The organism is Actinomadura spongiicola (genome assembly GCF_003432485.1).
Classification (GTDB): Bacteria; Actinomycetota; Actinomycetes; order Streptosporangiales; family Streptosporangiaceae; genus Spirillospora; species Spirillospora spongiicola.
This window is the reverse complement of record NZ_QVNQ01000002.1, coordinates 837,408-861,041: the sequence shown is the minus strand read 5'-3', so window position 1 is coordinate 861,041 and position 23,634 is coordinate 837,408. Positions and strand designations below refer to the sequence as shown.

Annotated in this window: 21 protein-coding genes; 15 read left to right on the top strand and 6 right to left on the bottom strand. The window is 70.8% G+C overall.

From position 1 onward, the window contains the following. Nucleotides 1-135: 135 nt before the first annotated feature. From D0T12_RS36420 to D0T12_RS08495, 3 genes are read left to right on the top strand one after another with little or no spacing between them, the layout of a single operon-like run. Nucleotides 136-2,166 (top strand): 4-hydroxy-3-methylbut-2-enyl diphosphate reductase, encoded by a 2,031-nt coding sequence (locus tag D0T12_RS36420; protein WP_233525909.1) that lies wholly within the window; start codon nucleotides 136-138, stop codon nucleotides 2,164-2,166. 24 nt (nucleotides 2,167-2,190) lie between these two features. Beyond that, on the top strand, nucleotides 2,191-3,375 hold the full coding sequence (gene ispG, locus D0T12_RS08500; RefSeq protein WP_407642051.1) for a flavodoxin-dependent (E)-4-hydroxy-3-methylbut-2-enyl-diphosphate synthase: 1,185 nt from the start codon (nucleotides 2,191-2,193) through the stop codon (nucleotides 3,373-3,375). 29 nt (nucleotides 3,376-3,404) lie between these two features. Continuing rightward, a complete protein-coding gene (locus D0T12_RS08495) occupies nucleotides 3,405-4,196 on the top strand; it encodes a DUF3050 domain-containing protein (protein ID WP_117398873.1) in 792 nt (263 codons plus the stop codon). Nucleotides 4,197-4,308: 112 nt separating this feature from the next. On the opposite strand, the gene D0T12_RS08490 is transcribed toward D0T12_RS08495, so the two are convergent. The 3 genes from D0T12_RS08490 to D0T12_RS08480 all read right to left on the bottom strand — a co-directional run bounded on the left by D0T12_RS08490 (nucleotide 4,309) and on the right by D0T12_RS08480 (nucleotide 7,634). Further along, a complete protein-coding gene (locus D0T12_RS08490) occupies nucleotides 4,309-6,690 on the bottom strand; it encodes an ATP-binding cassette domain-containing protein (protein ID WP_117398872.1) in 2,382 nt (793 codons plus the stop codon). A 75-nt stretch (nucleotides 6,691-6,765) separates the two neighbouring features. Then, nucleotides 6,766-7,179, bottom strand: a complete 414-nt coding sequence (locus D0T12_RS08485) for a VOC family protein (protein WP_117399006.1) — start codon at nucleotides 7,177-7,179, stop codon at nucleotides 6,766-6,768. Between the two features lie 5 nt (nucleotides 7,180-7,184). Next, a complete protein-coding gene (locus D0T12_RS08480) occupies nucleotides 7,185-7,634 on the bottom strand; it encodes a helix-turn-helix transcriptional regulator (RefSeq protein WP_117398871.1) in 450 nt (149 codons plus the stop codon). Between the two features lie 318 nt (nucleotides 7,635-7,952). Here D0T12_RS08480 and D0T12_RS08475 point away from each other — a divergent pair, with 318 nt between their 5' ends. Next, entirely contained in the window at nucleotides 7,953-8,525 is a 573-nt protein-coding gene (locus D0T12_RS08475) for a TetR/AcrR family transcriptional regulator (protein ID WP_199487349.1), read from the top strand. Between the two features lie 40 nt (nucleotides 8,526-8,565). Here D0T12_RS08475 and D0T12_RS08470 read toward each other — a convergent pair whose 3' ends face one another. Further along, complete coding sequence (locus D0T12_RS08470; RefSeq protein WP_117398869.1) at nucleotides 8,566-9,954, bottom strand: MFS transporter; 1,389 nt, start codon at nucleotides 9,952-9,954, stop codon at nucleotides 8,566-8,568. 338 nt (nucleotides 9,955-10,292) lie between these two features. Here D0T12_RS08470 and D0T12_RS08465 point away from each other — a divergent pair, with 338 nt between their 5' ends. Beyond that, nucleotides 10,293-11,141, top strand: coding sequence for an LLM class F420-dependent oxidoreductase (locus tag D0T12_RS08465; RefSeq protein ID WP_233525908.1), 849 nt, complete (start codon nucleotides 10,293-10,295; stop codon nucleotides 11,139-11,141). On the opposite strand, the gene D0T12_RS08460 is transcribed toward D0T12_RS08465, so the two are convergent. Further along, complete coding sequence (locus D0T12_RS08460) at nucleotides 11,122-12,519, bottom strand: amidase (RefSeq protein WP_117398867.1); 1,398 nt, start codon at nucleotides 12,517-12,519, stop codon at nucleotides 11,122-11,124. The two genes, D0T12_RS08465 and D0T12_RS08460, sit on opposite strands and share 20 nt — an antisense overlap. A gap of 407 nt (nucleotides 12,520-12,926) precedes the next feature. Here D0T12_RS08460 and D0T12_RS08455 point away from each other — a divergent pair, with 407 nt between their 5' ends. From D0T12_RS08455 to D0T12_RS08415, 9 genes are read left to right on the top strand one after another with little or no spacing between them, the layout of a single operon-like run. Then, entirely contained in the window at nucleotides 12,927-14,072 is a 1,146-nt protein-coding gene (locus tag D0T12_RS08455; RefSeq protein ID WP_117398866.1) for an acyl-CoA dehydrogenase family protein, read from the top strand. Between the two features lie 18 nt (nucleotides 14,073-14,090). Beyond that, nucleotides 14,091-15,638, top strand: a complete 1,548-nt coding sequence (locus D0T12_RS08450; protein WP_117398865.1) for an AMP-binding protein — start codon at nucleotides 14,091-14,093, stop codon at nucleotides 15,636-15,638. Further along, complete coding sequence (locus tag D0T12_RS08445) at nucleotides 15,635-16,102, top strand: FAS1-like dehydratase domain-containing protein (RefSeq protein ID WP_158581449.1); 468 nt, start codon at nucleotides 15,635-15,637, stop codon at nucleotides 16,100-16,102. The genes D0T12_RS08450 and D0T12_RS08445 overlap by 4 nt, the downstream gene beginning before the upstream one ends. Further along, nucleotides 16,099-16,554 (top strand): hotdog family protein, encoded by a 456-nt coding sequence (locus D0T12_RS08440; protein ID WP_117398863.1) that lies wholly within the window; start codon nucleotides 16,099-16,101, stop codon nucleotides 16,552-16,554. The genes D0T12_RS08445 and D0T12_RS08440 overlap by 4 nt, the downstream gene beginning before the upstream one ends. Continuing rightward, nucleotides 16,551-17,522, top strand: a complete 972-nt coding sequence (locus D0T12_RS08435) for a thiamine pyrophosphate-dependent dehydrogenase E1 component subunit alpha (protein ID WP_117398862.1) — start codon at nucleotides 16,551-16,553, stop codon at nucleotides 17,520-17,522. The genes D0T12_RS08440 and D0T12_RS08435 overlap by 4 nt, the downstream gene beginning before the upstream one ends. Continuing rightward, on the top strand, nucleotides 17,519-18,508 hold the full coding sequence (locus tag D0T12_RS08430) for an alpha-ketoacid dehydrogenase subunit beta (RefSeq protein ID WP_117398861.1): 990 nt from the start codon (nucleotides 17,519-17,521) through the stop codon (nucleotides 18,506-18,508). Before D0T12_RS08435 ends, D0T12_RS08430 begins: the two co-directional genes overlap by 4 nt. After that, nucleotides 18,505-18,759: a biotin/lipoyl-containing protein gene (locus D0T12_RS08425; protein ID WP_117398860.1), complete on the top strand. Its 255-nt coding sequence runs from the start codon at nucleotides 18,505-18,507 to the stop codon at nucleotides 18,757-18,759. The genes D0T12_RS08430 and D0T12_RS08425 overlap by 4 nt, the downstream gene beginning before the upstream one ends. Then, a complete protein-coding gene (locus D0T12_RS08420) occupies nucleotides 18,756-20,108 on the top strand; it encodes an MmgE/PrpD family protein (RefSeq protein ID WP_117398859.1) in 1,353 nt (450 codons plus the stop codon). Before D0T12_RS08425 ends, D0T12_RS08420 begins: the two co-directional genes overlap by 4 nt. Nucleotides 20,109-20,115: 7 nt before the next feature. After that, nucleotides 20,116-21,150 carry a zinc-binding dehydrogenase gene (locus D0T12_RS08415; protein WP_117398858.1) on the top strand — a complete coding sequence of 345 codons (1,035 nt, stop codon included), beginning with the start codon at nucleotides 20,116-20,118 and terminating at the stop codon, nucleotides 21,148-21,150. 6 nt (nucleotides 21,151-21,156) lie between these two features. On the opposite strand, the gene D0T12_RS08410 is transcribed toward D0T12_RS08415, so the two are convergent. Continuing rightward, entirely contained in the window at nucleotides 21,157-21,804 is a 648-nt protein-coding gene (locus tag D0T12_RS08410) for a DUF305 domain-containing protein (protein WP_117398857.1), read from the bottom strand. A 244-nt stretch (nucleotides 21,805-22,048) separates the two neighbouring features. On the opposite strand from D0T12_RS08410, the gene D0T12_RS08405 reads away from it, so the two are divergent. Continuing rightward, a complete protein-coding gene (locus tag D0T12_RS08405) occupies nucleotides 22,049-23,413 on the top strand; it encodes an LVIVD repeat-containing protein (RefSeq protein ID WP_117398856.1) in 1,365 nt (454 codons plus the stop codon). The last annotated feature ends 221 nt before the right edge of the window (nucleotides 23,414-23,634 follow it).

The following is a 23,634-nucleotide window of genomic DNA, read 5'->3' as shown; positions in this document are numbered from 1 at the left end:
CACATTCTCACCGTCGACAGTTGTATCACCGGTATCGGCGGTATAGTCGGATGCGCCGGCCGAAAGTTCGGTGACAATATGTTGCCCCACGCCGATCCTTGACGCTCCACTCCGGAGTTCCGCACCCTTTAATTTATGGCTACCGCATTGGAGAACAGCCCGCGAACGGGCGGCAAGAGGGTCATTCTGGCGGAGCCGCGCGGCTTCTGCGCCGGTGTGGACAGGGCTATCGAGATCGTGGAACGCGCGCTGGAGATTCATGGGGCGCCGGTGTACGTCCGCAAGCAGATCGTGCACAACGAGCACGTCGTCCGGGAGCTGGAGGCGCTGGGCGCGAGGTTCGTCGACTCGGAGACCGAGGTTCCGGACGGGGCGGTGTGCATCTTCTCCGCGCACGGGGTGTCCCCGCGGGTGCGCGACAACGCCGCCCGGCGCCACCTCACGGTCATCGACGCGACGTGCCCGCTCGTCGCCAAGGTGCACCAGGAGGCCCGCCGGTTCGCCCGCGACGAGCGGACGCTGATCCTCGTCGGGCACGCCGACCACGAGGAGATCGAGGGCACCTTCGGTGAGGCGCCGGACCGCACGGTCATTGTGCAGGACGCGGACGAGGCGAGGCGGCTCGAACTCCCGCCGGGCACGTCCGCCGCCTTTCTCACCCAGACCACGCTGTCGGTGGACGACACGTCCGAGATCGTGTCGATTCTCCGCGAGCGTTTCCCGGGGTTGGTCGGCCCCGGCAGCGAGGACATCTGCTACGCCAGCCAGAACCGGCAGAACGCGGTGAAGGCGATCGCCAAACGCAGCGACCTCGTGCTGGTCGTCGGCTCGGCCAATTCGAGCAACACCATCCGGATGGTGGAGGTGGCGCGTGCCGCCGGAACGCGGGCGCGGCTGCTCCCGGACGCCGACCGGCTCGACCCGGCATGGCTGGCCGAGGTCGAGACCGTGGGGTTGAGCGCGGGCGCGAGCGCGCCGGAGGTGCTGGTCGAGCAGGTCATCGAGCGGCTCGACGCCCTCGGCTACACCGAGATCGAAACGGAGACCACGGCCAGCGAAACCGTGGTGTTCAAACTGCCGTCCGGGCTCCAGCGGCCAGGTCAAGACGACGCCGCGGACGCCGAGGACGCCGCGTGCGCCGCGCTGCTCGCCCGCGCCACCGCCCGCATCGAGGAGCTGCTGAGCGCGGAGTGCTCACGCTGGGGTGCCGTCGACGCCCGCGCCGCGCTGCCCGTCGAGGCGGTCGCTGAACTGGTCGCCGCGGGCGGCAAGCGGCTGCGGCCGACCTTCTGCATCAGCGGCTACCTGGCGGCGGGCGGCGACCCGGACGACCCGGCGGGCCAGGACGCGGTCGTCGCCGCGGCCGCCGGGCTCGAACTGTTGCACGCGTTCGCCCTCATCCACGACGACGTCCTGGACAACTCCCCCACCCGGCGCGGGGTGCCGACCGTCCACGTCAAGCACACCGCGATCCACGCGGAGCGCGGCTGGGTCGGGGAGGCCCGCAGGTACGGGGAGGGCATGGCGATCCTGGCCGGGGACCTGGCCTTCGGCTACGCGAACCGGCTCACCGCCGGGCTGCCCGGACCGGCCATGGAGATCTGGACGGACCTGACCACCGAAATGATCATCGGCCAGCAGCTGGACGTCGCCCTGGCCGCCGAGCCCGCCCCGGACCCGGACCTCGCCCGCTGGATCGCCGTCTGCAAGTCCGGCCGCTACACCATCCACCGGCCCCTGGCCCTCGGGGCGTCCATCGCCGGGCGGTCCGACCTTCAGGAGACGTTCGAGGCGTACGGCGTCGCGGCCGGTGAGGCGTTCCAGCTCCGCGACGACCTGCTCGACGCCTTCGGCGACTCCGCGACGACCGGCAAACCGGCGGGCCTGGACGTCAACGAGCACCGGATGAACCTGCTGCTGGCCCTCGCCGCGACCCGGGACGCCCAGGTCGGACGGCTGGTCGCCGACGGTCTGGAGGGCGGCGGCTGGGATCCGACCCGGCTCCGCGCGGCACTGCTCGCGTCCGGCGCCGACCAGGAGATCGAGGAGCGGATCGACCGGCTCGTCGCGTCCGCCCGGACGGCGCTCGCCACGGCGCCGCTCACGGACGGCTGGCGGCGGCGCCTGGGCGAGATGGCGGCGCGGGTGGCCTACCGGGACCACTGACGACGAACGGAAGGAAGATCGCAGATGGTTGATCTCGGGTTACCGAGGATGCCGGGGGCGTCCGCGCCGGACCCGGCGGGCGGCGCGCGCCGCCGGACGACCCGGCAGTTGCGGCTGGGGCACGACGACCGGGCCGTGCTGGTCGGCGGTGGGGCGCCGGTGAGCGTGCAGTCGATGACGACGACGGTCACGGCGGACGTCAACGCGACGTTGCAGCAGATCGCGGAGCTGACGGCGTCCGGATGCCAGATCGTCCGGGTGGCGGTGCCGTCGGCGGACGACGCCGAGGCGCTGCCGCAGATCGCCCGCAAGTCGCAGATCCCGGTGGTGGCCGACATCCACTTCCAGCCCCGGTACGTGTTCGCGGCGATCGACGCCGGTTGCGCGGCGGTGCGGGTGAACCCGGGGAACATCAAGGCGTTCGACGACCGGGTGGCGGAGATCGCGAAGGCGGCGGCCGACGCGCGGGTGCCGATCCGGATCGGGGTGAACGCGGGGTCGCTCGACAAGCGGCTGCTGGCCAAGCACGGCAGCGCGACGCCGGACGCCCTGGTGGAGTCGGCGCTGTGGGAGTGCTCGCTGTTCGAGGAGCACGGCTTCCAGGACCTGAAGATCTCCGTCAAGCACCACGACCCGGTCGTGATGATCGCCGCGTACCGGAAACTGGCGGCGGCGTGCGACTACCCGCTGCACCTGGGGGTGACGGAGGCGGGCCCGCAGTTCCAGGGCACGGTGAAGTCGGCCGTGGCGTTCGGCGCGCTGCTCGCGGAGGGCATCGGCGACACGATCCGGGTGTCGCTGTCGGCGCCGCCCGCCGAGGAGGTCAAGGTCGGCATCGCGATCCTGGAGTCGCTCGCGCTGCGGGAACGCCGCCTGGAGATCGTGTCGTGCCCCTCGTGCGGCCGCGCGCAGGTGGACGTGTACAAGCTCGCGGACGAGGTCACGGCCGGGCTGGACGGTCTGGACGTGCCGCTGCGGGTCGCGGTGATGGGCTGTGTCGTCAACGGCCCCGGCGAGGCCCGCGAGGCCGACCTCGGCGTCGCCTCCGGCAACGGCAAGGGCCAGATCTTCGTGAAGGGCAAGGTCGTCACGACCGTCCCCGAGTCCAAGATCGTCGAGACCCTCATCGACGAGGCCCTGCGCCTCGCCGAGGAGACGACCCGCGACGGCCAGGTCACCACGGGCAAACCGGAAGTCATCACCCTCTGACCGAGGGACGACCCAAAAGGAGAGCAGCCATGTCGAGATACGACTGGGACGACACCGATCCGGCCATCGAAAGGCTCAAGCAGGCCGTGGAGTCGGCCCGCGACAAGGTGATCGGCCACCCGCTGTACCAGCGACTGAACACCCAGGACGCGGTGGTGACGTTCATGGAGCACCACGTCTTCGCCGTCTGGGACTTCATGTCCTTGCTGAAGTCCCTCCAGCGCAGCCTGACCTGCGTCCAGGTGCCCTGGGTGCCCACCGGGCCGACGGTCAGCCGGCGGCTCATCAACGACATCACGCTGGTCGAGGAGAGCGACGAACTCGACGACGGCTTCATCAGCCACTTCGAGCTGTACCTGGACGGCATGCGCCAGGCGGGCGCCGACACCACACGCGTCGACGCCTTCATCGACCTGCTTCGCGGCGGCAGTCCCGTCGCCCCGGCGCTGCGCGAGGCGGGCGTGCCGGAACCGGCCGCCGAGTTCGTCGGCGTGACCTGGGGATTCATCGCCGACGCTCCGGTGCACTGCCAGGCCGCGGCGTTCGCGTTCGGCCGCGAGGACCTGATCCCCGAAATGTTCGACCAGGTGGCGGCCCTGAACGCCGGATCGGGCAATCTGTCGACGTTCGTCGACTACCTCCGGCGCCACATCCAGGTGGACAGCGAGGAGCACACGCCCATGGCGATGCAGATGCTCGTCGACCTGTGCGGTGGCGACGACGCCAAATGGGCGGAGTGCGAGGAGACCGTCGACCTCGCCTTCGCCGCGCGGCTCAGGCTGTGGGACGGCATTCTCGGCGCGATGCCCGAAGCGGCCTGACGCCGCCTTCGCCCACCGGCCCGGACGAGGCCACCTCGATGTCGGCCGCATCGCGAGCGTCGAACCTCGCGATGCGGCTGTCAAGGCCGCCCCTGCTCCGCGCCTCGGGCGGTCAGGCGCCGGCGTAGGACGCGAGGTGCTCGCCGGTGAGGGTGGAGCGGGCGGCCACGAGGTCGGCCGGGGTGCCCTCGAAGACGACCCGGCCGCCGTCGTGACCGGCGCCGGGGCCGATGTCGATGATCCAGTCGGCGTGCGCCATGACCGCCTGGTGGTGCTCGATGACGATGACCGACTTCCCGGCCTCGACGAGCCGGTCGAGCAGCCCGAGCAGTTGCTCCACGTCGGCGAGGTGCAGACCGGTGGTCGGCTCGTCGAGGACGTAGACGCCGCCCTTGTCGGCCATGTGGGTGGCGAGCTTCAGCCGCTGCCGTTCCCCGCCGGACAGCGTGGTCAGCGGCTGGCCGAGCTTGAGATAGCCGAGCCCCACGTCCGAGAGCCGCTGAAGGATCTTGTGTGCGGCGGGGGTGCGGGCGTCGCCGGAACCGAAGAACTCCTCGGCCTCGCTCACCGACATGGCGAGGACCTCGCTGATGTCGCGGCCGCCGAACAGGTACTCCAGCACCGACGCCTGGAACCGCTTGCCGTCGCACTCCTCGCACGTGGTGGCGACGCCCGCCATCATCGCCAGGTCGGTGTAGACGACACCGGCGCCGTTGCAGTTGGGGCAGGCGCCCTCGGAGTTGGCGCTGAACAGCCCGGGCTTCACGCCGTTCGCCTTCGCGAACGCCTTGCGGATCGGGTCGAGCAGCCCGGTGTAGGTCGCCGGGTTGCTGCGCCGCGACCCGCGGATCGGCGTCTGGTCGACCGAGACCAGGCCCGCGCCGGAGGGGACCGAACCGTGGATGAGGGAGCTCTTGCCCGACCCGGCGACGCCGGTGACGACGCACAGCACGCCGAGCGGCACGTCGACGTCGACGTTCTGGAGGTTGTGCGTGTTCGCGCCGCGGATCTCCAGGACGCCGGTGGGCTTGCGGACCTCGTCCTTCAGCGCCGCCCGGTCGTCGAGATGCCGGCCGGTGATGGTGTCGGCGGCCCGCAGCCCCTCGACGGTGCCCTCGAAGCAGATGGTGCCGCCCGCCGTTCCGGCGCCGGGGCCGAGGTCGACGACATGGTCGGCGATCGCGATCGTCTCCGGCTCGTGCTCCACGACCAGCACCGTGTTGCCCTTGTCCCGCAGGCGGAGCAGCAGGTCGTTCATCCGCTGGATGTCGTGGGGGTGCAGGCCCGTGGTGGGCTCGTCGAAGACGTAGGTGACGTCGGTGAGGGAGGAGCCGAGATGGCGGATCATCTTGGTGCGCTGCGCCTCGCCGCCCGACAGCGTCCCGGACGGACGGTCCAGCGACAGGTAGCCGAGCCCGATCTCGACGAACGAGTCGAGGGTGTGCCGGAGCTTGCCGAGCAGCGGCGCCACCGACGGTTCGTCGAGGCCGCGGACCCATTCGGCGAGGTCGCTGATCTGCATCGCGCACGCGTCGGCGATGTTGACACCCGCGATCCTGGACGAGCGGGCCGTCTCGCTGAGCCGGGTGCCGTCACAGTCGGGGCAGGTCGTGAACGTGACCGCGCGGTCCACGAACGCCCGGATGTGCGGCTGCATCGCCTCCCGGTCCTTGGACAGGAACGACTTCTGGATCTTGGGGATCAGGCCCTCGTAGGTGAGGTTGACGCCGTCCACCTTGACCTTGACGGGCTCCTTGTAGAGGAAGTCGTCGAGTTCCTTCTTGGTGAACTCGCGGATCGGCTTGTTCGGGTCGACGAAGCCCGACTCGGCGTAGACGCGGACCGTCCAGAAGCTGTCGGACTTCCAGCCGGGGATGGTGAACGCCCCGTCGGCGAGCGACTTGGAGTCGTCGTAGAGCTGGGAGAGGTCGATGTCGGTGACCGCGCCGCGGCCCTCGCAGCGGGGGCACATGCCGCCGGTGATGCTGAAGGAGCGGCGCTCCTTCACGGTCTTGCCCGCGCGTTCCATGGTGACGGCGCCCGCCCCGCTGATCGAGGCGACGTTGAAGGAGAACGCCTGCGGCGAGCCGATGTGCGGCTGCCCGAGCCTGCTGAACAGGATGCGCAGCATCGCGTTGGCGTCGGTGGCGGTGCCGACCGTGGAGCGGGGGTCGGCGCCCATCCGCTCCTGGTCGACGATGATCGCGGTGGTCAGCCCGTCCAGGACGTCGACCTCCGGCCGCGCCTGGGTCGGCATGAACCCCTGGATGAACGCGCTGTACGTCTCGTTGATCATCCGCTGGGACTCGGCGGCGATCGTGCCGAACACCAGCGAGCTCTTGCCCGAACCGGAGACACCGGTGAACACCGTCAGGCGGCGCTTGGGGATCTCGACGCTGACGTCCTTGAGGTTGTTCACCCGCGCTCCGTGCACGCGGATCAGGTCGTGGCTGTCCGCCACGTGCACAGCGGACGGGTCCGCGGCCATGCTCATTCGTGTGTCTCCATCTACTGCTGGGGGCCCGGTCCGCCCGGGGCGCACGGCCACCGGACGCGGGAGGGGTGAAGGTCAGCCCGACTGCTGGATGCGGATCAGGTTGCCCGCGGGGTCGCGGACGGCGCAGTCGCGGACGCCGTACGGCTGGTCGATCGGCTCCTGGACGACCTCGGCCCCGCTCGCCTGCAACTTGTCGAACGTATCATCGACGTCCTCGGTCGCCAGGTTGATTCCGGCGTAGGTGCCCTTGGCCATCATCTCGGTGATGGTGCGGCCCTCGTCCTCGGTGATGCCGCAGCCCTCGACGACGGGCGGCTCCAGGACGATGGACGTGCCGGGCTGGCCGGGCGGGCCGACCGTGATCCAGCGCATCCCGCCGTAGCCGACGTCGTTGCGGACCTCGAAGCCGAGGACGTCCCGGTAGAAGGCCAGGGACGCGTCGGGGTCGTCGTGCGGAAGGAAGCTCGCGTGAATGGTGAGGTTCATGCCTTTCACGCTAACCGCGGCTCACCAGGGGGAGCTTCTCGATTCCTGATCGGTCTGGTCACCCGTTTCGCCACGCAGGGCGGCATGCCCGCCGTCGCCTGCGCCGCCTCGCGCCGGTAGACGCTGGGCGGCACGCCGACCAGTTCGGTGAAGCGGGTACTGAAGGTGCCGAGCGACGAGCAGCCGACCGCGAAGCACACCTCGGTGACGCTGAGGTCGCCCCGGCGCAGCAGCGCCATCGCGCGTTCGATGCGCCGCGTCATCAGGTACGAGTACGGTGACTCTCCGTAGGCGATCCTGAACTGGCGGCTGAGGTGCCCGGCGGAGATGTTCACGCTCCGGGCGAGCGCTTCGACGTCCAGCGGTCGCGCGTACTCCCGGTCGATCCGGTCGCGGACACGGCGCAGCAGCGCGAGGTCGCGCAACTGCTGCGCCGAGGCGGTTCTGCTGGTCACATGCGCGATTGTACGTCGTCACACGTGCAGCTCCGGCAATCCGTGGGACGGGTCACTTCGTCCGATCGGCTTCTTCCCCATTTCGCCGCGACGGCACCGTCCAATGCTTTGATAAGTGCGTTCCCATTCGCCGTGCGGTCTTCTTACCGACGGACGGCAAGGCATTTATCAACATCCTGGTATACTTCTGGATCAAGCGATCTGGCGGGGGTTCCGCTCCGGCTCTCAAGGTCGGCTCGCCTCTTGATGTTCTCCAGCGATGCGGAGTGAACGCGGATGTCGGAAGCTGAGTCGGCGCGGCGGTCGAGGCGGCGGCAGATGTCAAAGGACGAACGGCGCGCGGAGATCATCCGGGTGGCCGCCGACCTTTTCGAGAAACTGGGCTACGCCCGCGCCTCCATGGACGACATCGCCACCGCGGTCGGCATCGGCAAGCCCACCCTGTACCACTACTTTCGCAGCAAGTCGGAGCTGCTGTGGTACATGCACGAGGAACTGATCGACGGGCTGATCGAATCGCATCTCGCCCGGGTCGAGCGGGGAACCGAACCCGCCGAACTGCTGCGCGGCGTGATCGGTGACTTTCTGCGGAACATCGCGACGCGGCGCGGCCAGTGCCGGGTGTTCTTCGAGAACCACCGCGAGCTGCCGGACGCCGATCTCGCCGTCGCCACCGACAAACGCGCCCGCTACGAGGCGATGGTGGAGGACGTCATCCGGGACGGCATCGCCGCCGGAACGTTCCGCGAGGTCGACACGAAGCTGTTCTGCCTCGCGATATTCGGCATGAGCAACTGGGCGTACCAGTGGTACCACCCGGACGGCAAGCTCACCTACGACGAGATCGCGGACGCCTTCTGGGACTACGCGTATCGCGGTCTGCGGCCCTGACGGAGCCGAGGCCGGGACGTCCCGGCCTCGGCTCCTCGGCTCAGGCGGCGCCGACCGTGTCCGCCTCGTCCGGGCCGGGTGTCGCGGGCTCCTCGATGTCCTTCCGGTACGTCTCCGGCAGCAGTCGCACCGAGACGACGGTGATGAGGCACACCCCCGCCATGTAGACGGCGATGGCGACCCACGTTCCCGTCCAGGCGTACAGGGACGTGGCGATGAGCGGCGCCAGCGCACCGCCGACCACCGACGCGACCTGGATGCTCAGCGACATCGCCGAGTAGCGGGTCGCGGTCGGGAACGTCTCGGCGAAGAAGGCGCCCTGCGGCGCGTACATGGTCGTGTGCAGCAGGCCCAGCCCGACGACGAACGCGAACGCGATGAGGACGGGCGACTCGGTGTTGAGCAGCGGCCAGAACGCGAACGCCCACACCGCGAGCAGCACCGATCCGGCCGTCATCATCGTGCGGCGGCCGACGCGGTCCGACAGCGCCCCCGCGACGGGGAGCATGACGAGCTGGACCGCGGCCCCGAGCAGGACGCCGAGCAGGATCCTGCTCTTCGGCATGTCGAGGATGTCGTCGTTGGTGCCGTAGGCGACGGCGAAGGTCATGAAGAGGTAGTAGGTGACGTTGATCCCGACATAGGCGCCGCCGATGAGCACGATCCGCCTCGGGTAGCGGCTCAGCGCCTCCAGGACCGGGGAACGCCGGGCGGGCGGCGCCGGACGCGTCGGCTCGTCGGCCGTCGCGGCGCGCTTGAGGCGACGGAACGCCTCCGTCTCCTCGATCCGCAGCTGGATGTAGATCGTCAGCCCGAGCAGGGCCACGCTGGCGAGGAACGGCAGCCGCCAGCCCCACGCATCGAACGCGGCCGAGGTGGTGCCGAGGTCGGCGAGCAGGAAGGCGAGGTTGCCGACCAGGATGCCCGCCGGCCCGCCCGCGAGGGCGAAGCTGGAGAAGAACCCGCGGCGGTGGGACGGCGCGCTCTCCAGCGCCAGCAGGATCACCCCGCCCGTCTGCCCGCCGAGCGCGATCCCCTGGACGAGCCGCAGCAGCACCAGCAGCAGCGGCGCCGCGGGGCCGATGGCGTCGTAGGTGGGCAGGACGCCGATGAGCGTGGTGCCGAGGCCCATCGTCAGCAGCACCATGACCAGGGACCGTTTGCGGCCGTGGACGTCGCCGAGATGACCGAAGATCACCGCGCCGAGGGGCCGGGCGACGAACCCGATCGCGAAGGTGGAGAAGGACAGCAGGGCCCCGGCGAGCGGGCTGTGCCCCGGAAAGAACAGGTCCGGGAAGACCAGTGCCGCGGCGGTTCCGTAAATGAAGAAGTCGTAGTTCTCGATGCTCGATGCCGCCAGCGCGGCGGCGGCGATCCGCAGTTTGCCCTTCGCGGGCACGTCTTTCGCGGGTGTCGTTCCGGAGGCCATCCGCGTTTTCCTTTCCCAAACGACGTGGCGGACCGCTCCTCGGCGGTCTCCCGGCCACCTGCCGCGTGCGTGGAAAGCGCGGACGCCGGGGTTTTCACCGGCCGGACCCGACATTTCTCGCCACGGCTCTCGGTGCGCTGGTTCCCCCGGGCAGCGCGTCATGGATCGTCCGCGTCGTCAGTGAAGGGCGGCGATCTCGGGATCGGCTTCATCGCCTTGTGAGCGAGGCGCGCCGACCCTTTCCTTCTTCTCCCGACCGACCGGTCGGGCGTATAATGACAATTACATTGCGAAGAGCGGGTGTCAACCCTATCTTCATGATCCATCAGTGTCGTTCCATGGAAATTGGTGATCCCGTGAAGTTCGGCGTCTACACGCTTTTGACGGCGGAGAGCATCCGTCCGGACGTTCTGGCCCGCGCGGCGGAGGAACGCGGCTTCGACTCCCTCTTCATCGCCGAGCACTCGCACATTCCGGTGCGGCGCGAGACGCCCTGGCAGGGCGGCGCCGAACTGCCGGACGCCTACCACCGGACGCTGGCCCCGTTTCCGGCGCTCGCCGCGGCCGCCGTGGCGTCCACCACCCTGCTGCTCGGCACGGCCATCGCGCTGCTCCCCCAGCGGGACCCGATCCACACCGCCAAGGAGGTCGCGACCCTGGACGTGCTCTCCGGCGGCCGCGTGATCCTCGGGGTCGGCGCCGGGTGGAACCGGGAGGAGATGCGCAACCACGGCGTTGATCCCCGCACCAGAGGCGCGCGGATGGACGAGCAGCTGGCCGCGATGAAGACGATCTGGACCGAGGACGAGCCGGAGTTCCACGGTGACCATGTCGACTTCGACCCCATCCACCTCTGGCCGAAGCCGGTGCGCAGGCCGCATCCGCCGGTCTACATCGGTGGTGAGAGCCCGGCGGCGATCGCCCGGGTCGTCCGCCATGGCGACGGGTGGCTGCCGCGCGCCGCGACGCCGCCGTCCGAGATCAGGCGGGTCGCCGGGCTGCTCGCCGAGCGCGGACGGCCCGACGTTCCGATCACGCTGTGCGGCCTGGGCGCCGACGCCCGCGCGGTCGAGGAGCTCGCGGGCGCGGGCGTGGAGCGCGTGGGGCTCGCGCTCCCCACGGCTCCCGAACCCGACGCCCTCCGCACCCTCGACGACCTCGCGGCGTTCACCTCCCGCCTCCGCTAGCCCGGCCCGGCCCCCGCTCGACCGCGCGGGCCACGGCCAGGACGAGCTCCTCGGCGTGCCGGGGGCCGACGATCTGGAGACCGATCGGCAGCCCGGCGGCGGTGAACCCGACCGGCACGCTGATCGCGGGCTGGTGCGTCATGTTGAACGGGTAGGTGAACGGCGTCCACTCGGGCCAGCCGCTCATGCCGCTGCCGGGCGGCACGTCGTGCCCGGCCGCGAAGGCGGGGATCGGCACCGTCGGGGTGATCAGCACGTCGTGGCGGGTGTGGAACTCGCCCATCCGGACGGCGAGCGCGAGCCGTTCCGCCTCGGCGGCGAGATAGTCGCCCGCCGAGTAGGCGAGCCCCCGCTCGATCACGGCGCGCAGCCCGGGGTCGACGTCGTCGGCGCGGCCGTCGAAGACGTCGAGCCATTTCGCCGCCCCGGCGCACCACAGGACGTCGAACGCGGGCAGCGGATCGGGGAATCCGGGGTCGGCCGCCTCGACCCGCATTCCCGCGTCCCGGAGGGCCTGCGCGGCGGACGCGACGACGGCGGCGACCTCCGGGTCGACGCGGACGTATCCGAGGTCGGCGGAGAAGGCGGCGGTCACGCCCCGGACGTCCCGGTCGGCGGCCCTGCTGTAGGGGCCGTCGTGGGGTCCGAGGTGGTAGGGGTCGCGGTGGTCCGGCAACGCCAGGGCGTCCAGGAGGAGCGCGACGTCGGTCACGGTGCGGGCCATGGGCCCGGCGTGCGCGAGGACCGCGAGGGAACTGAGCGGGTACTGCGGGACGCGTCCGTGGGTCGGTTTGAAGCCGACGACCCCGCAGAACGCGGCGGGGATGCGAATCGAGCCGCCACCGTCGGTGCCGACCGACAGCGGTCCCATGCCGGTGGCGACCGCGACCGCGCTGCCGCCGCTGGACCCGCCGGAGGTGCGGGACGTGTCCCACGGGTTGCGGGTGATCCCGGTCAGCGGGTTGTCGCAGACGCCCTTCCAGCCCATCTCCGGGGTGGTGGTCTTGCCCAGCAGCACCAGGCCGCCCTCCCGCAGCCGCGCGGCCACGGGGCTGTCGACGTCCCAGGGCTGGTCGGGGTCGACGCGCCGAGAACCGCGCAGGGTCGGCCAGCCCCGGGTGAGGAAGAGGTCCTTGATCGACATCGGTACGCCGTCGAGCGGCCCCAGCGGCGCCCTGTCGCGCCAGCGCCGCTCGGCGGCGCGGGCGCTCGCGAGGGCCCGGTCCGGATCGACGAGCACGTAGGCGTTGTAGTCGGCGTCGCGCTCGCGGATCGTCTCCAGTGCCGCGGTCGTCGCCTCGACCGGTGAGAGCGTCCCGGCGGCGTACGCGGTGACGAGCTCGGCCGCCGTCGGCGCATTGTTCAGATCGGCCGCCATCCGTCCTCCTGAGAAATTCGGGCGAGGATATGTATTCCGCCGTGGACGGCGGCGCGGTACGCCGTTCGCAGCCCACGAAACGGGACGAAGATCAATGGAGTGACGGGACCCGAAGATCCGGGTCGACCAGGCGACACAGGCAGACATCTATGCAGCTCAGAGCGGTCAGCTGCTCTCGACCGACCGGTCGGACGATTCACGTTAACTCCCGCTCGGCAAGGCCGTCAACCCCCGCTTCCCGGCAGTGGATGAGCCATTCATCGCGGACCGCCCTAATGTCGATCTTGAAATGCGGAGAGCGGATCGCGCTCCTTTTTCCGGGACGCCGGACCGACCGTTGACAACGGCCGGGCCCCGTGCGAAAGTCGAACCGACCGACTAGTCGGTCGAATGGAGGTCACGGCAGTATGGACTTCACCGTCCCGGCCGAGCTCAGCATGTTCGTCGACTCGGTGCGCCGGTTCCGCGAGCGCGAGCTGATGCCGCTGGAGCCCCGCTTCCTCGCCGAGGGACGGCTCTCCCCCGAGGAGCGCCGCGACCTCCAGGAACGGGCCAGGGACCAGGGGCTGTGGGCCCTGGACGTCCCCGAGGAGTACGGCGGTCAGGGCATGGGCACCCTCGCGTCCTGCCTCGTCGCCGAGGAGCTGTACAAGCATCCGGCGATGTTCGAGTTCGGCGGCAGCCCCGAACCGGTCCTCTACCAGGCCGACGACGAGCAGAAGAAGCGCTACCTGTACCCCGTCATCGCCGGGGAGCGACGCAGCTGCTACGCGTTCACCGAGCCCGGCACCGGCTCCGACTTCGCCCGCATCACCACCACGGCCGTCCGCCACGGCGACGACTGGGTCATCGACGGAACGAAGATCTTCATCTCCGAGGTGGACCGCGCCGACTTCTGCATCCTGTTCGCCAGCACCGACCCGAGCGCCGGAAGCCGTGGCATCACCTGTTTCCTCATCGACATGGGCACGCCCGGCTTCGAGGTGTCCCGGCCGATTCCCACGATGGGCGACGACTGGGAGCCGTACGAGCTGTCGTTCAGCGACTGCGTCGTCCCGGACTCGGCGCGGCTCGGCCCGGTCGGCGGCGGCTGGGCGCTGGCGTCCGAACAGCTCACCCATGGCCGCCTCAAGATCGCCGCCTTCCAGCTCGGCATCGCGCAGCGGTGCGTCGACATGGCCGTCGAGTGGGCCAAGCAGCGGGTGACCTGGGGCAAGCCCATCGCGACACGGCAGGCGGTGCAGTGGATGCTGGCCGACTCCGTCGTCGAACTCGACGCGGCGCGCTTCCTCGTGTACCGGGCCGCGTGGATGGCGGACGAGGGCAGGCCGATCCGCAACGAAGCCTTCATGGCCAAGCTCTACGCGACGGAGATGGCCCAGCGCGTCACCGACCGCTGCCTCCAGATCTTCGGCGGGCTCGGCTACAGCAAGGAGCTGCCGATCCAGAGCTTCTACCGGCAGGTGCGGGTCTGGCGGATCGGGCACGGCTCCTCGGAGATCCACCGCTGGATGATCGCCCGGAACCTGCTCGGCCTGTCCTCGCGGGACTGAGATCACGAGGAGCCGTTCGTGGACCTGATCGGGAACCGCACCCTCGCCGACCTGCTGGTCGAGCGGTGCGACCGGCATCCTGACCGCGCCTGCCTCGTCGTCGAGGACGCGTCGGGCGCCGTCACCGAGTACACCTACCGGGAGACGCTCGACGCCGTCCGCCGCACCGCCGGAGGGTTCGCCGCCCTCGGGGTCGGCCACGGCGACGCGGTCGTGATCCATCTGCGCAACCGCGCCGAGTTCGTGTTCGCGTGGTTCGGGCTGGCGTGGCTCGGCGCGGTCATGGTGCCGTCCAACGTCGCCGCCTCGGCCGCCGAACTGGCGTATCTGGTCGAGCGTTCCGAGGCGGTGGGCGTCCTCACCGAGCCCGACCACGTCCCGACGTTCGCCGGGGTCCTCGCCCGCGCGCCGAAGGTCGCGCACCGGATCGTGGCGCGCGGCGACGACACCCGGGACGGGTTCGTCCCGTTCTCGGACGTGGCGTCCGGCCCGCCCGTCGAACCCGCCCGCGTGGACTCCGAGGACGTCGTGGAGATGCTGTTCACCTCGGGCACCACCGCCCGCCCCAAGGCCGTCATGATCACGCACGCGAACTGCCTGTGGGGCGGTGAGCGGGTGGCGCGCGGCGCCGCGCTGCACGACGGCGACCGGCTGCTGACCGCGCTCCCGCTGTTCCACATCAACGCGCAGGAGATCACGGTGCTGGCGGCGCTGACCGTCGGCGGCACGGCCGTCCTGCTGGAGGAGTACCACGCGAGCGGCTTCTGGTCGCGGGTGCGGCACCACGGCGCGACCTCCGTGAGCCTGGTCGCGATGCAGTTGCGGACGATGCTCGCGCAACCTCCGTCGCCGGACGACGCCGTCCACCGCGTCCACCGGGCCGTCTACGCCATCAACGTCACCGACCGGGAGAAGGACGCGTTCGAGCGCCGCTTCGGCGTCGAACTGATCAACGGCTACGGGCTGTCGGAGGGCGGCACGGTCGTCACGATGTCCCCGGTGTTCGGCGACCGCCGGTGGCCGTCCATCGGGCTGCCCAACTTCGACCGGCGGATCCGGATCGTGGACGAGGACGGACGCGACGTCCCCGCGGGCACGGTCGGCGAGATCCTCGTGTCCGGGGTGCCCGGCAGGACGCTGATGAAGGGCTACTTCAAGGACCCGGAGGCCACCGCGGCGGCGGTCCGGGACGGCTGGCTGCACACCGGCGACAACGGCTACCTCGACGAGCGCGGCTACGTGTACTTCTTCGACCGGAAGAAGGACGTCATCAAACGCGCGGGCGAGAACGTCTCGGCGAGCGAGGTGGAGTTCGCGCTGCTGGCGCATCCGTCGATCGCGGAGGCGGCGGTCGTCGCCGCGCCCGACCCGGTCCGGGACGAGGAGGTGTGCGCTTTCGTGGTGCCCCGCGCGTCCGGCCCGGCGCCGTCCCGCGAGGAGATCGCCGAGCACTGCCGGGCCCGTCTCGCGGCGTTCAAGGTGCCCACGCGGATCGAGGTCGTCGACGCGCTGCCCAAGACGTCGATCGGCAAGGTGGAGAAGAAACTACTGAGGAGGCGGTTGTGAGCACGCTGGAGGAGGTGTGCGAAGACGTACGGAAGCGGATCGGCACGGTAACCCGCGACGACCTCGGGCCCGTGTCCGCGAGGGACTTCCAGCGGTTCGCGGTCGCCGCCGGTGAACCTCCCGGCGCCACGGCGCCGCCGCTGTTCCTCAGCAGCGTGCTCGGCTGGGGCGCCGGTCCCACCGGCGACGCGCTGAGCCCGGACGGCACCGGCGACGAGACGGCCGGGCTCCCCCTGGACGGTCTCCGGCTGATGGGCGCCGGTCAGGACCTCGACTTCCACGCCCCGGTCCGCGACGGCACGCGCGTCGTCCGGGAGACGTCCGTCGAGGACGTGACGCTCAAACAGGGCGGCTCCGGCCCGTTCCTCGTCATCACGATGCTGCGCATGTTCGCGGACGAGTCGGGCACTCCCCTGGTGACCTGCCGGGACAACCTCATCGCACGCCCGGAGGCGCCCCGATGACCCCCGCGACGTTCGAGGACGTCACCGTCGGCACGGCGCTCGACCCGGTGACGATCCGTCCGACCACGATCCAGCTCTTCCGGTTCAGCGCGGCGACCTGGAACGCGCACCGCATCCACTACGACGTCGCCTACGCCGTGCACGAGGGTTACCCGGACGTGCTCGTCCAGTCCCATCTGCACGGCTGCTTCCTGCTGCGGACGGTGCTCGCCTGGGCGGGCCCGCGGGCACGGCTGCGCCGGTTCGGCTGGCGCAACCGCGGCATCGCCGTGCCCGGTGACACGCTGACCTGCACCGGCGTCGTCACCGCCTGCCGGGTGGACGGCTCCGGCGCCGGGCTCGTCGAATGCGCGCTGGAGGAACGCAAGGCGGACGGCACGCTCTGCGCCCCCGGTACCGCCGTCCTGGAATTTCCGAGAACGTCCGGCGACGGAGAGGACGTCCCAGCATGACCGACACGACGGTGGCGCGGCGCCTCTACCGGACGATGGCGCGGATCAGGCACTTCGAGGTCGCGGCGGCCAAGCTGATGGCGTCCGGGCGGCTGCCGGGAACGCTGCACGTCTCGATCGGCCAGGAGGCGGTCGCGGCCGGTGTCTGCGACGTGCTGCGCCGCGACGACCCCATCACCACCACGCACCGGGGCCACGGCCACTGCCTCGCCAAGGGCGGAGAGCCGAAGGCGATGATGGCGGAGCTGCTCGGCCGCGCGACCGGGTACTGCGGGGGACGGTCCGGCTCGATGCACATCGCGGACCCGGCCGTGGGCATCCTCGGCGCGAACGCGATCGTCGGGGCGGGCATCCCGATCGCGCTCGGCGGCGCGTTCGCCGCCGCGCGGCAGGGTCGGGGCGGCGTCGCGGTGGCGTTCTTCGGTGAGGGCGCGGTCGCCCAGGGCGTCTTCCACGAGTCGCTGAACCTGGCGGCCCTGTGGAAGCTGCCGCTCGTGTTCGTGTGCGAGAACAACCAGTACGTCGAGCTGACGCCCGTCTCCGTGCACCTGGCGGCGCGGCACGTCGCCGACCACGCCGCCCCGTACGGCGTCCCGGGCGTCCGGGTGGACGGGAACGACGCGACGGCCGTCCGTAGCGCCGCCGAGGAGGCGGTCACGCGGGCTCGGGACGGCGGCGGCCCGACGCTCCTGGAGTGCGTGACCTACCGCTGGCACGGCCACTTCGAGGGCGACCCGCAGCGATACCGCGACCCCGCGGAGGTCGCCGAGTGGAAGGCGGCGGACCCGCTGAAACGCCTGGCGGCATCGATGTCCGGAGACTCCGCCGAGTTCGCCGCCATCGACGAGCAGGCCCGGGGGGAGATGGCCGACGCCGTCTCCGCCGCCGAGGCCGACCCCGTCGCGTCGCCCGCCTCGATCTCCGCGCACGTCTACCGCCGTCCGGTGGGACGGGAGGTCCTCGCATGAGTTCGGTGAAGTACTGGCAGGCGGTCAACTCCGCGCTGCACGAGGAGCTGGAGCGGGACGAGTCCGTCCACCTGTTCGGCGAGGACGTCGGGGCGCCGGGCGGGCCGTTCGCGGCGACGCGCGGGCTGCGGGACCGGTTCGGCGAATGGCGGGTCCGCGATACCCCGATCAGCGAGGCGACGTTCACCGGCATGGCGGTCGGGGCGGCGATGGCGGGGCTCCGCCCGGTCGCGGAGATCATGTACTTCGACTTCATCACGCTGGCCATGGACCAGCTCGTCAACCAGGCCGCCAAGATGTCGTACATGTCGGACGGAGCGTTCGCGGTGCCGCTGACGATCCGGACCCTGTGCGGCGGCCACCGGGGATCGGGCCCGCAGCATTCACAAGGCCTGGAGGGTTGGCTCGCGTCCGTCCCCGGGCTGAAGGTCGTCTGGGGCGGCACCCCCGCCGACGCGAAGGGCCTGCTCAAGGCCGCGATCAGAGACGACGACCCGGTGATCGTCATCGAGAGCCTGAGCCTGTGGACGCGGCGCGGCGAGGTCCCGGACGACCCCGACCACGTGGTGCCGATCGGCGCCGGGCTGATCCGCCGTCCCGGCGACGACGTGACGCTCGTGTGCTGGGGTGACACCGTGCCGTGCGCGCTGGAGGCCGCCGACGCGCTCGCCGCACGCGGCGTCGACGCCGAGGTGCTCGACCTGCGGACGCTGAGCCCGCTCGACGAGGCGCTGATCCTGCGGTCGCTGGGCAGGACGGGACGGCTCGTCGTCGTCCAGGACGCGCAGGGCCCGTGCAGCGTCGGCTCGGAGGTCGTCCGGCTCGCCGCCACCGACGGCTTCGCGTCCCTGCGCGCCCCGGCCAGGCAGGTGTGCCCGCCGTTCGCCCCGGTGCCGTTCGCGCCGGACCTGGAACACGCCTACTACCCGCGGGCCGACGACGTGGTCCTGGCCGCGTCGGACACGATGGAGAGGACGAGGGTGTGACGGACGTCGTGGTGCCGAAGTGGGGCGCGACCATGGACGAGGCGACCATCGTCCAGTGGTTGAAGAACGTCGGCGACCGGATCGCCGAGGACGAGCCGATCGCCGAGATGGAGACCGACAAGGCGACCGCCGAGATCGTCAGCCCGGCGGCCGGGACGGTCGTCGAACTGCTCGTCGCCCAGGACGCCGACGTCGTCGTCGGCCAGGTCATCGCCAGGATCGCCCCCGACGGGGAGGGGGCCTCGCCGTGACGCTCGCCGAACACGTCGCGGAGTTCACCGCCGGGCTCACCCTTGCCGCCGTCCCGTCCGATGTCGTCGAGAAGGCGAAGGTCACGCTGCTGCACGACCTCGGCGTCGGCCTCGCCGGGCACCGGCTCGCCGACACCGGCTTCGCCTTCGCCAAGGAGCACGGCGCCTGCGACCCGGCGCGCGGCGCGCGGCTCCCGATCGACGGGACGGCCGTGACGGTCGAGTCGTGCGCGCTGGCGACCGGCGCCCTGATCCACGCGCGGACGCAGGACGACACGCAGGTCTCGGTGTCCACCCATCTCGGCTCGACGACGCTGCCCGCGCTGCTCGCCCTCGCCGACCGCGCCGACGCGCACGGCCGCGACCTGCTCACCGCGATGATCGCCGGCTACGAGGCCGCGTCGGTGATCGCGGAGGGGCACGCGGGCCCGTCCACCGCCCGCGGCTTCCGCGCGACCGGCGTCTACGGGCCACTGGCCGCGGCGGCCGGATCAGCGCGCCTCCTCGGCCTCGACACCGCGCAGACCGTGTCCGCGCTCGGCCTCGCCGCCGCGTTCGGCGGCGGAACGAACCAGACATGGCTCGCGGGGACCCAGGAATGGCGCTACCAGGTCGGCGCGGCGAGCCGCAACGGCATGGTGGCGGCGCTGCTCGCCGCTCGCGGCGTGACCGGCGCGCCGGACTCCCTCGACGGCGCCGCCGGGCACCTCCGCGCCTTCTCCGGCGTCCCCACGGCACCCGACCCGGGAACGTTGCGGCTCGGCGACGACTGGCGGATCCGCCGCGTCACCTACAAGCCGTACCCGGTCTGCGCGATCAACCAGGTCCCGGTCACGGTGCTGATCGAACTCGCCCGCCGCCACGGCCTCAAGCAGGACGACGTCGCCTCGGTCACCGTCACGCTGGCACCGGACGACGCCGCCTACCCGGGCATCGACGCGCACGGCCCGTTCCGCGACGTCGGCGGCACCCTGATGAGCCTCCCCTACTGCCTGGCGACGGCGCTCCGGCACGGCGGAATCGCCCTCGACGACCTGTTCGCCTTCGACGACCCCGCCCTCATGGACCTGACCCGCCGGATCACGGTGACCGCCGCCGAGGACGTCCCGCAGGGCGGCTGCCGCGTCGCCGTCCAGACCCGCGACGGCGTCCGCACCGCCGCGTTCGCCCCCGACGCGACCACGTTCAACTGGGACCGTGCCGAGACCGCCGACCGGCTGCGCGCCCTGGTCGCCGACACGCCGCTCTCCCCCGCCCGGCTGGACGGGTTCATCGCGGTCGCTCTCGACCTCGACAATCGTCCGGTACGCGAGCTGATCGACGCCACGATCGTCCACCCGAAGGAGTGATCACCACATGCGAGCCACGCTCATCTACGGCCGGGGCGACGTCCGGGTCGAGGACGTCCCCGATCCGGTCCTGGTCGAGCCGGGCGACGCGCTCGTCCGGGTGACCCGCGCCTGCGTCTGCGGCAGCGACCTGCACCGGTACAGGGGCATGGAGCCCGTCGCCGAGGGCCTGCGCATCGGCCACGAGTTCATGGGCGTCGTCGAGGACACCGGCGCCGACGTGCGGTCGGTGAAACGCGGCGACGTCGTCCTCGTCCCGTTCCTGTGGACCGACAACACCTGCGACTTCTGCCGGGACGGCCTGCACGGCTCCTGCCGCAACGGCGGGCGCTGGGCGGTGAACGGCCTGGACGGCGGGCAGGGCGAGGCGGCCCGCGTCCCCCAGGCGGACGGCACCCTCGTCAAGCTGCCGGTCGGGGTCGACGACCCGCTGATCCCCTCGGTGATGGCCCTGTCGGACGTGCTGCCCACCGGCCACCACGCCGCCGTCACCGCCGCCGTCGGCAAGGGCTCCACGGTCGCCGTCATCGGGGACGGCGCCGTAGGGCTGAGCGCGGTGCTGTCGGCCGCGCGGCTCGGCGCCGAACGGATCGTGCTGCTCGGCCGGCACCGTGCCCGCACCGACCTCGGCCGCCGGTTCGGCGCGACCGATGTGGTGCCGGAGCGGGGCGAGGAGGCGGTGGCGGTCGTGCGGGAACTGACCGGCGGCGACGGCGCGCCGCACGTGCTGGAGTGCGTCGGCACCACGGCCGCGTTCGAGACGGCGCTGGGCGTCGTCCGCGACGGCGGAACGATCAGCCGGGTGGGCGTGCCGCAGTACACCGAGGCGCGCCTGGACTTCGACGTCTTCATGCGCAACCTCACCGTCACCGGTGGCGTCGCGCCCGCGCGGCGCTACATCCCGGAGCTGCTCGGCGAGGTCCTGGACGGCACGATCACGCCGGGTGAGATGTTCGACCTGTCCGTCGATCTCGACGACGTGGCCGCCGGGTTCCGCGCGATGAACGACCGGGAGGCCCTGAAGGTCCTCATCCGCCCCTGAGCACACTCAGCCCTTCGCCAGCAGCCCGCGCATACGGCCGATTTCGGCCAACTGGGTGGACTGGACGTCGCGGGCCAGCTCCTGGACGGTGACGTTGGTGCCCCGGTCGAGGACGTCCTTCACCATGGTGAGCGCGCCCTGATGATGAGTGATCATCAGGTTCAGGTAGAGCCGGTCGAACGCGGTGCCGCGCGCCTCCCGCAACTGCTTGAGCTGCTCCGCCGTGGCCATTCCCGGCATTCCGGTGTGGTGCCCGCCGTGGTTCTTGCCGTACGCCTTCAGAACCGCCTCGGAGTTGTGTTCCAACCATGACCGCATCGCCGCGATCTCGACTTTCTGCGCGGCGTCGATACGGGAGGCCAAAGAACGAACCCGCTGGTCGGACGCCCGTTCCGGAGCCAGCTTGGACATCTCCAACGCCTGCGCGTGATGCGGGATCATCATCTGCACGAACCGGACCTCGGCCGGGGTGGGCAGGGGCGCCCTGCTCGGCCCGGCGACCCGCGTCTTGTTGGGCTCGCCCGGACGACCCGGAACCAGCACCGTCCGCGACGGCGCCGCCTCGGGCTCGTCGCCGCCACAGCCCGTCAGCGTCCCGGCGGCCACCACGACCACCGCGGCCACCGCGGCCGCCCCCGCGATCCGGTGCCTCATCGAACCCTCCCGCATCCACCCGGTAGCCGGACCGTATCCGGAGAACAGGCCGAAACAAAAGTACCCGTCGGCCGCTATAGGCATACATAAGTGCCCAGGTCTATGCAACGACCTCGAAACACTTCATACTCCGGAAGATCAGGAACCTGTTCACGGAACCGTGCAGACAAGGAGTCCCGGGGTGACGTCAGCTCCCCAGCGAAGAACCAGACACAGAACCACTCTGAGCATCCTCTCCGGCCTCATGCTGGTGATCACGTCGCTGTACGTTCCGGCGGCCTCGGCCGACCGCGCGCCCGGCGGCGAAGTGATCACCAAGTCGCCGAACATCCACCTGCTGGCGAACGTCCCCAAGCAGGGGCCGCTCGCCGCCCCCGCCGCCTACGGCTCGGACTGGGCCTTCAAGGGCAACTACGCCTTCGGCGGCAACTACGAGGGCTTCACGGTCTACGACCTCAGCCGCGCGCAGCAGCCCGAGGTCGTCGCGGTCGTGCACTGCCCGGGGTCGCAGAACGACGTGTCGATCGCCGGAGACCTGCTGTTCCTGTCGACCGACAGTTCCCGCAGCGACGACTCGTGCCAGTCCACCCCGAAGCCCGCGACCGAGAAGTCGGCGTGGGAGGGCATCAAGATCTTCGACATCAGCGACGTGCGCAACCCGCGTTACGTCAAGGCCGTCGAGACCAAGTGCGGCTCCCACACGAACACTCTCGTGCCGAGCAAGCACAACGCGTACATCTACGTGTCCTCGTACTCTCCGAACGACACCTACCCCGACTGCAAGCCCCCGCATGACCTCATATCGATCGTGAAGGTCCCGCTGCGGAACCCGGCCCAGGCGCATGTGGCGGCCGAGCCCGTCCTGTTCCCGGACGGCGGCAACCCCGGCGACCCGCCGGACACGCCGTGGCCGGGCCAGACCCGCGCCACCTCGGGCTGCCATGATCTGACCGCCTACCCCGACGAGGACCTGATGGCCGGGGCCTGCATGGGCGACGGCGTGCTGTTCGACATCTCCGACCCGCTGAAGCCGCGCACCATCACCAGCGTGCGCGACGACGAGAACTTCGCGTTCTGGCACTCGGCGACGTTCAACAACGACGCCAACAAGATCGTCTTCACCGACGAGCTGGGCGGCGGCTCCGCGGCCACCTGCAACGCGGAGATCGGCCCGGAGAAGGGCGCCAACGCCATCTACGACATCGTCGGCAAGGGCGACCGCCGCAAGCTGCGGTTCCGCAGCTACTACAAGATCCCTCGGCACAACACCGAGAACGAGAACTGCGTGGCCCACAACGGCTCGCTGATCCCGGTGAAGGGCAAGGACATCATGGTGCAGGCCTGGTACCAGGGCGGCATCTCGGTCATGGACTTCACCAACTCCCGCAAGCCCAAGGAGATCGCCTGGTTCGACCGCGGTCCCTGGGGAGACAACCTGGACACCTTGGCGGGGTCGTGGTCCGCGTACTACTACAACGGCTACATCTACTCCAACGAGATCCAGCGCGGCCTGGACGTCCTCGACCTGCGTGACCCGCTGACCGACAAGGCCAAGCGCGTCAGGCTCGACCTGCTCAACGCCCAATCCCAACCGAACTACTTCGACTGAACCACCCAGACGGCCCTCGGCCTCGCGGCGACGAACCCGCGAGCCCGAGGGCCGTCCCATGCGGCCGCTCCGCTCCGGCCCCTCGAAGTGATGGGCCGACCTTTCTCGAACAGCGCTTCACCCTCGGAACACCGACCCGATATCGCGGCAGCGCGTTCTTCTCATAAGCGAGGTGCCGGAAGACGGGCGCGTCGTGTCGGGAAACCGATCCTGGACGAATC

Bases quoted from the DNA above. Each gene is read 5' to 3' on its own strand.
- D0T12_RS36420 (WP_233525909.1), top strand. From the start codon at position 136: ATGGCTACCGCATTGGAGAACAGCCCGCGAACGGGCGGCAAGAGGGTC.
- ispG (WP_407642051.1), top strand. From the start codon at position 2,191: ATGGTTGATCTCGGGTTACCGAGGATGCCGGGGGCGTCCGCGCCGGAC.
- D0T12_RS08495 (WP_117398873.1), top strand. From the start codon at position 3,405: ATGTCGAGATACGACTGGGACGACACCGATCCGGCCATCGAAAGGCTC.
- D0T12_RS08490 (WP_117398872.1), bottom strand. From the start codon at position 6,690: ATGAGCATGGCCGCGGACCCGTCCGCTGTGCACGTGGCGGACAGCCAC.
- D0T12_RS08485 (WP_117399006.1), bottom strand. From the start codon at position 7,179: ATGAACCTCACCATTCACGCGAGCTTCCTTCCGCACGACGACCCCGAC.
- D0T12_RS08475 (WP_199487349.1), top strand. From the start codon at position 7,953: ATGTCAAAGGACGAACGGCGCGCGGAGATCATCCGGGTGGCCGCCGAC.
- D0T12_RS08470 (WP_117398869.1), bottom strand. From the start codon at position 9,954: ATGGCCTCCGGAACGACACCCGCGAAAGACGTGCCCGCGAAGGGCAAA.
- D0T12_RS08465 (WP_233525908.1), top strand. From the start codon at position 10,293: ATGGAAATTGGTGATCCCGTGAAGTTCGGCGTCTACACGCTTTTGACG.
- D0T12_RS08460 (WP_117398867.1), bottom strand. From the start codon at position 12,519: ATGGCGGCCGATCTGAACAATGCGCCGACGGCGGCCGAGCTCGTCACC.
- D0T12_RS08455 (WP_117398866.1), top strand. From the start codon at position 12,927: ATGGACTTCACCGTCCCGGCCGAGCTCAGCATGTTCGTCGACTCGGTG.
- D0T12_RS08440 (WP_117398863.1), top strand. From the start codon at position 16,099: ATGACCCCCGCGACGTTCGAGGACGTCACCGTCGGCACGGCGCTCGAC.
- D0T12_RS08435 (WP_117398862.1), top strand. From the start codon at position 16,551: ATGACCGACACGACGGTGGCGCGGCGCCTCTACCGGACGATGGCGCGG.
- D0T12_RS08430 (WP_117398861.1), top strand. From the start codon at position 17,519: ATGAGTTCGGTGAAGTACTGGCAGGCGGTCAACTCCGCGCTGCACGAG.
- D0T12_RS08415 (WP_117398858.1), top strand. From the start codon at position 20,116: ATGCGAGCCACGCTCATCTACGGCCGGGGCGACGTCCGGGTCGAGGAC.
- D0T12_RS08410 (WP_117398857.1), bottom strand. From the start codon at position 21,804: ATGAGGCACCGGATCGCGGGGGCGGCCGCGGTGGCCGCGGTGGTCGTG.
- D0T12_RS08405 (WP_117398856.1), top strand. From the start codon at position 22,049: ATGCTGGTGATCACGTCGCTGTACGTTCCGGCGGCCTCGGCCGACCGC.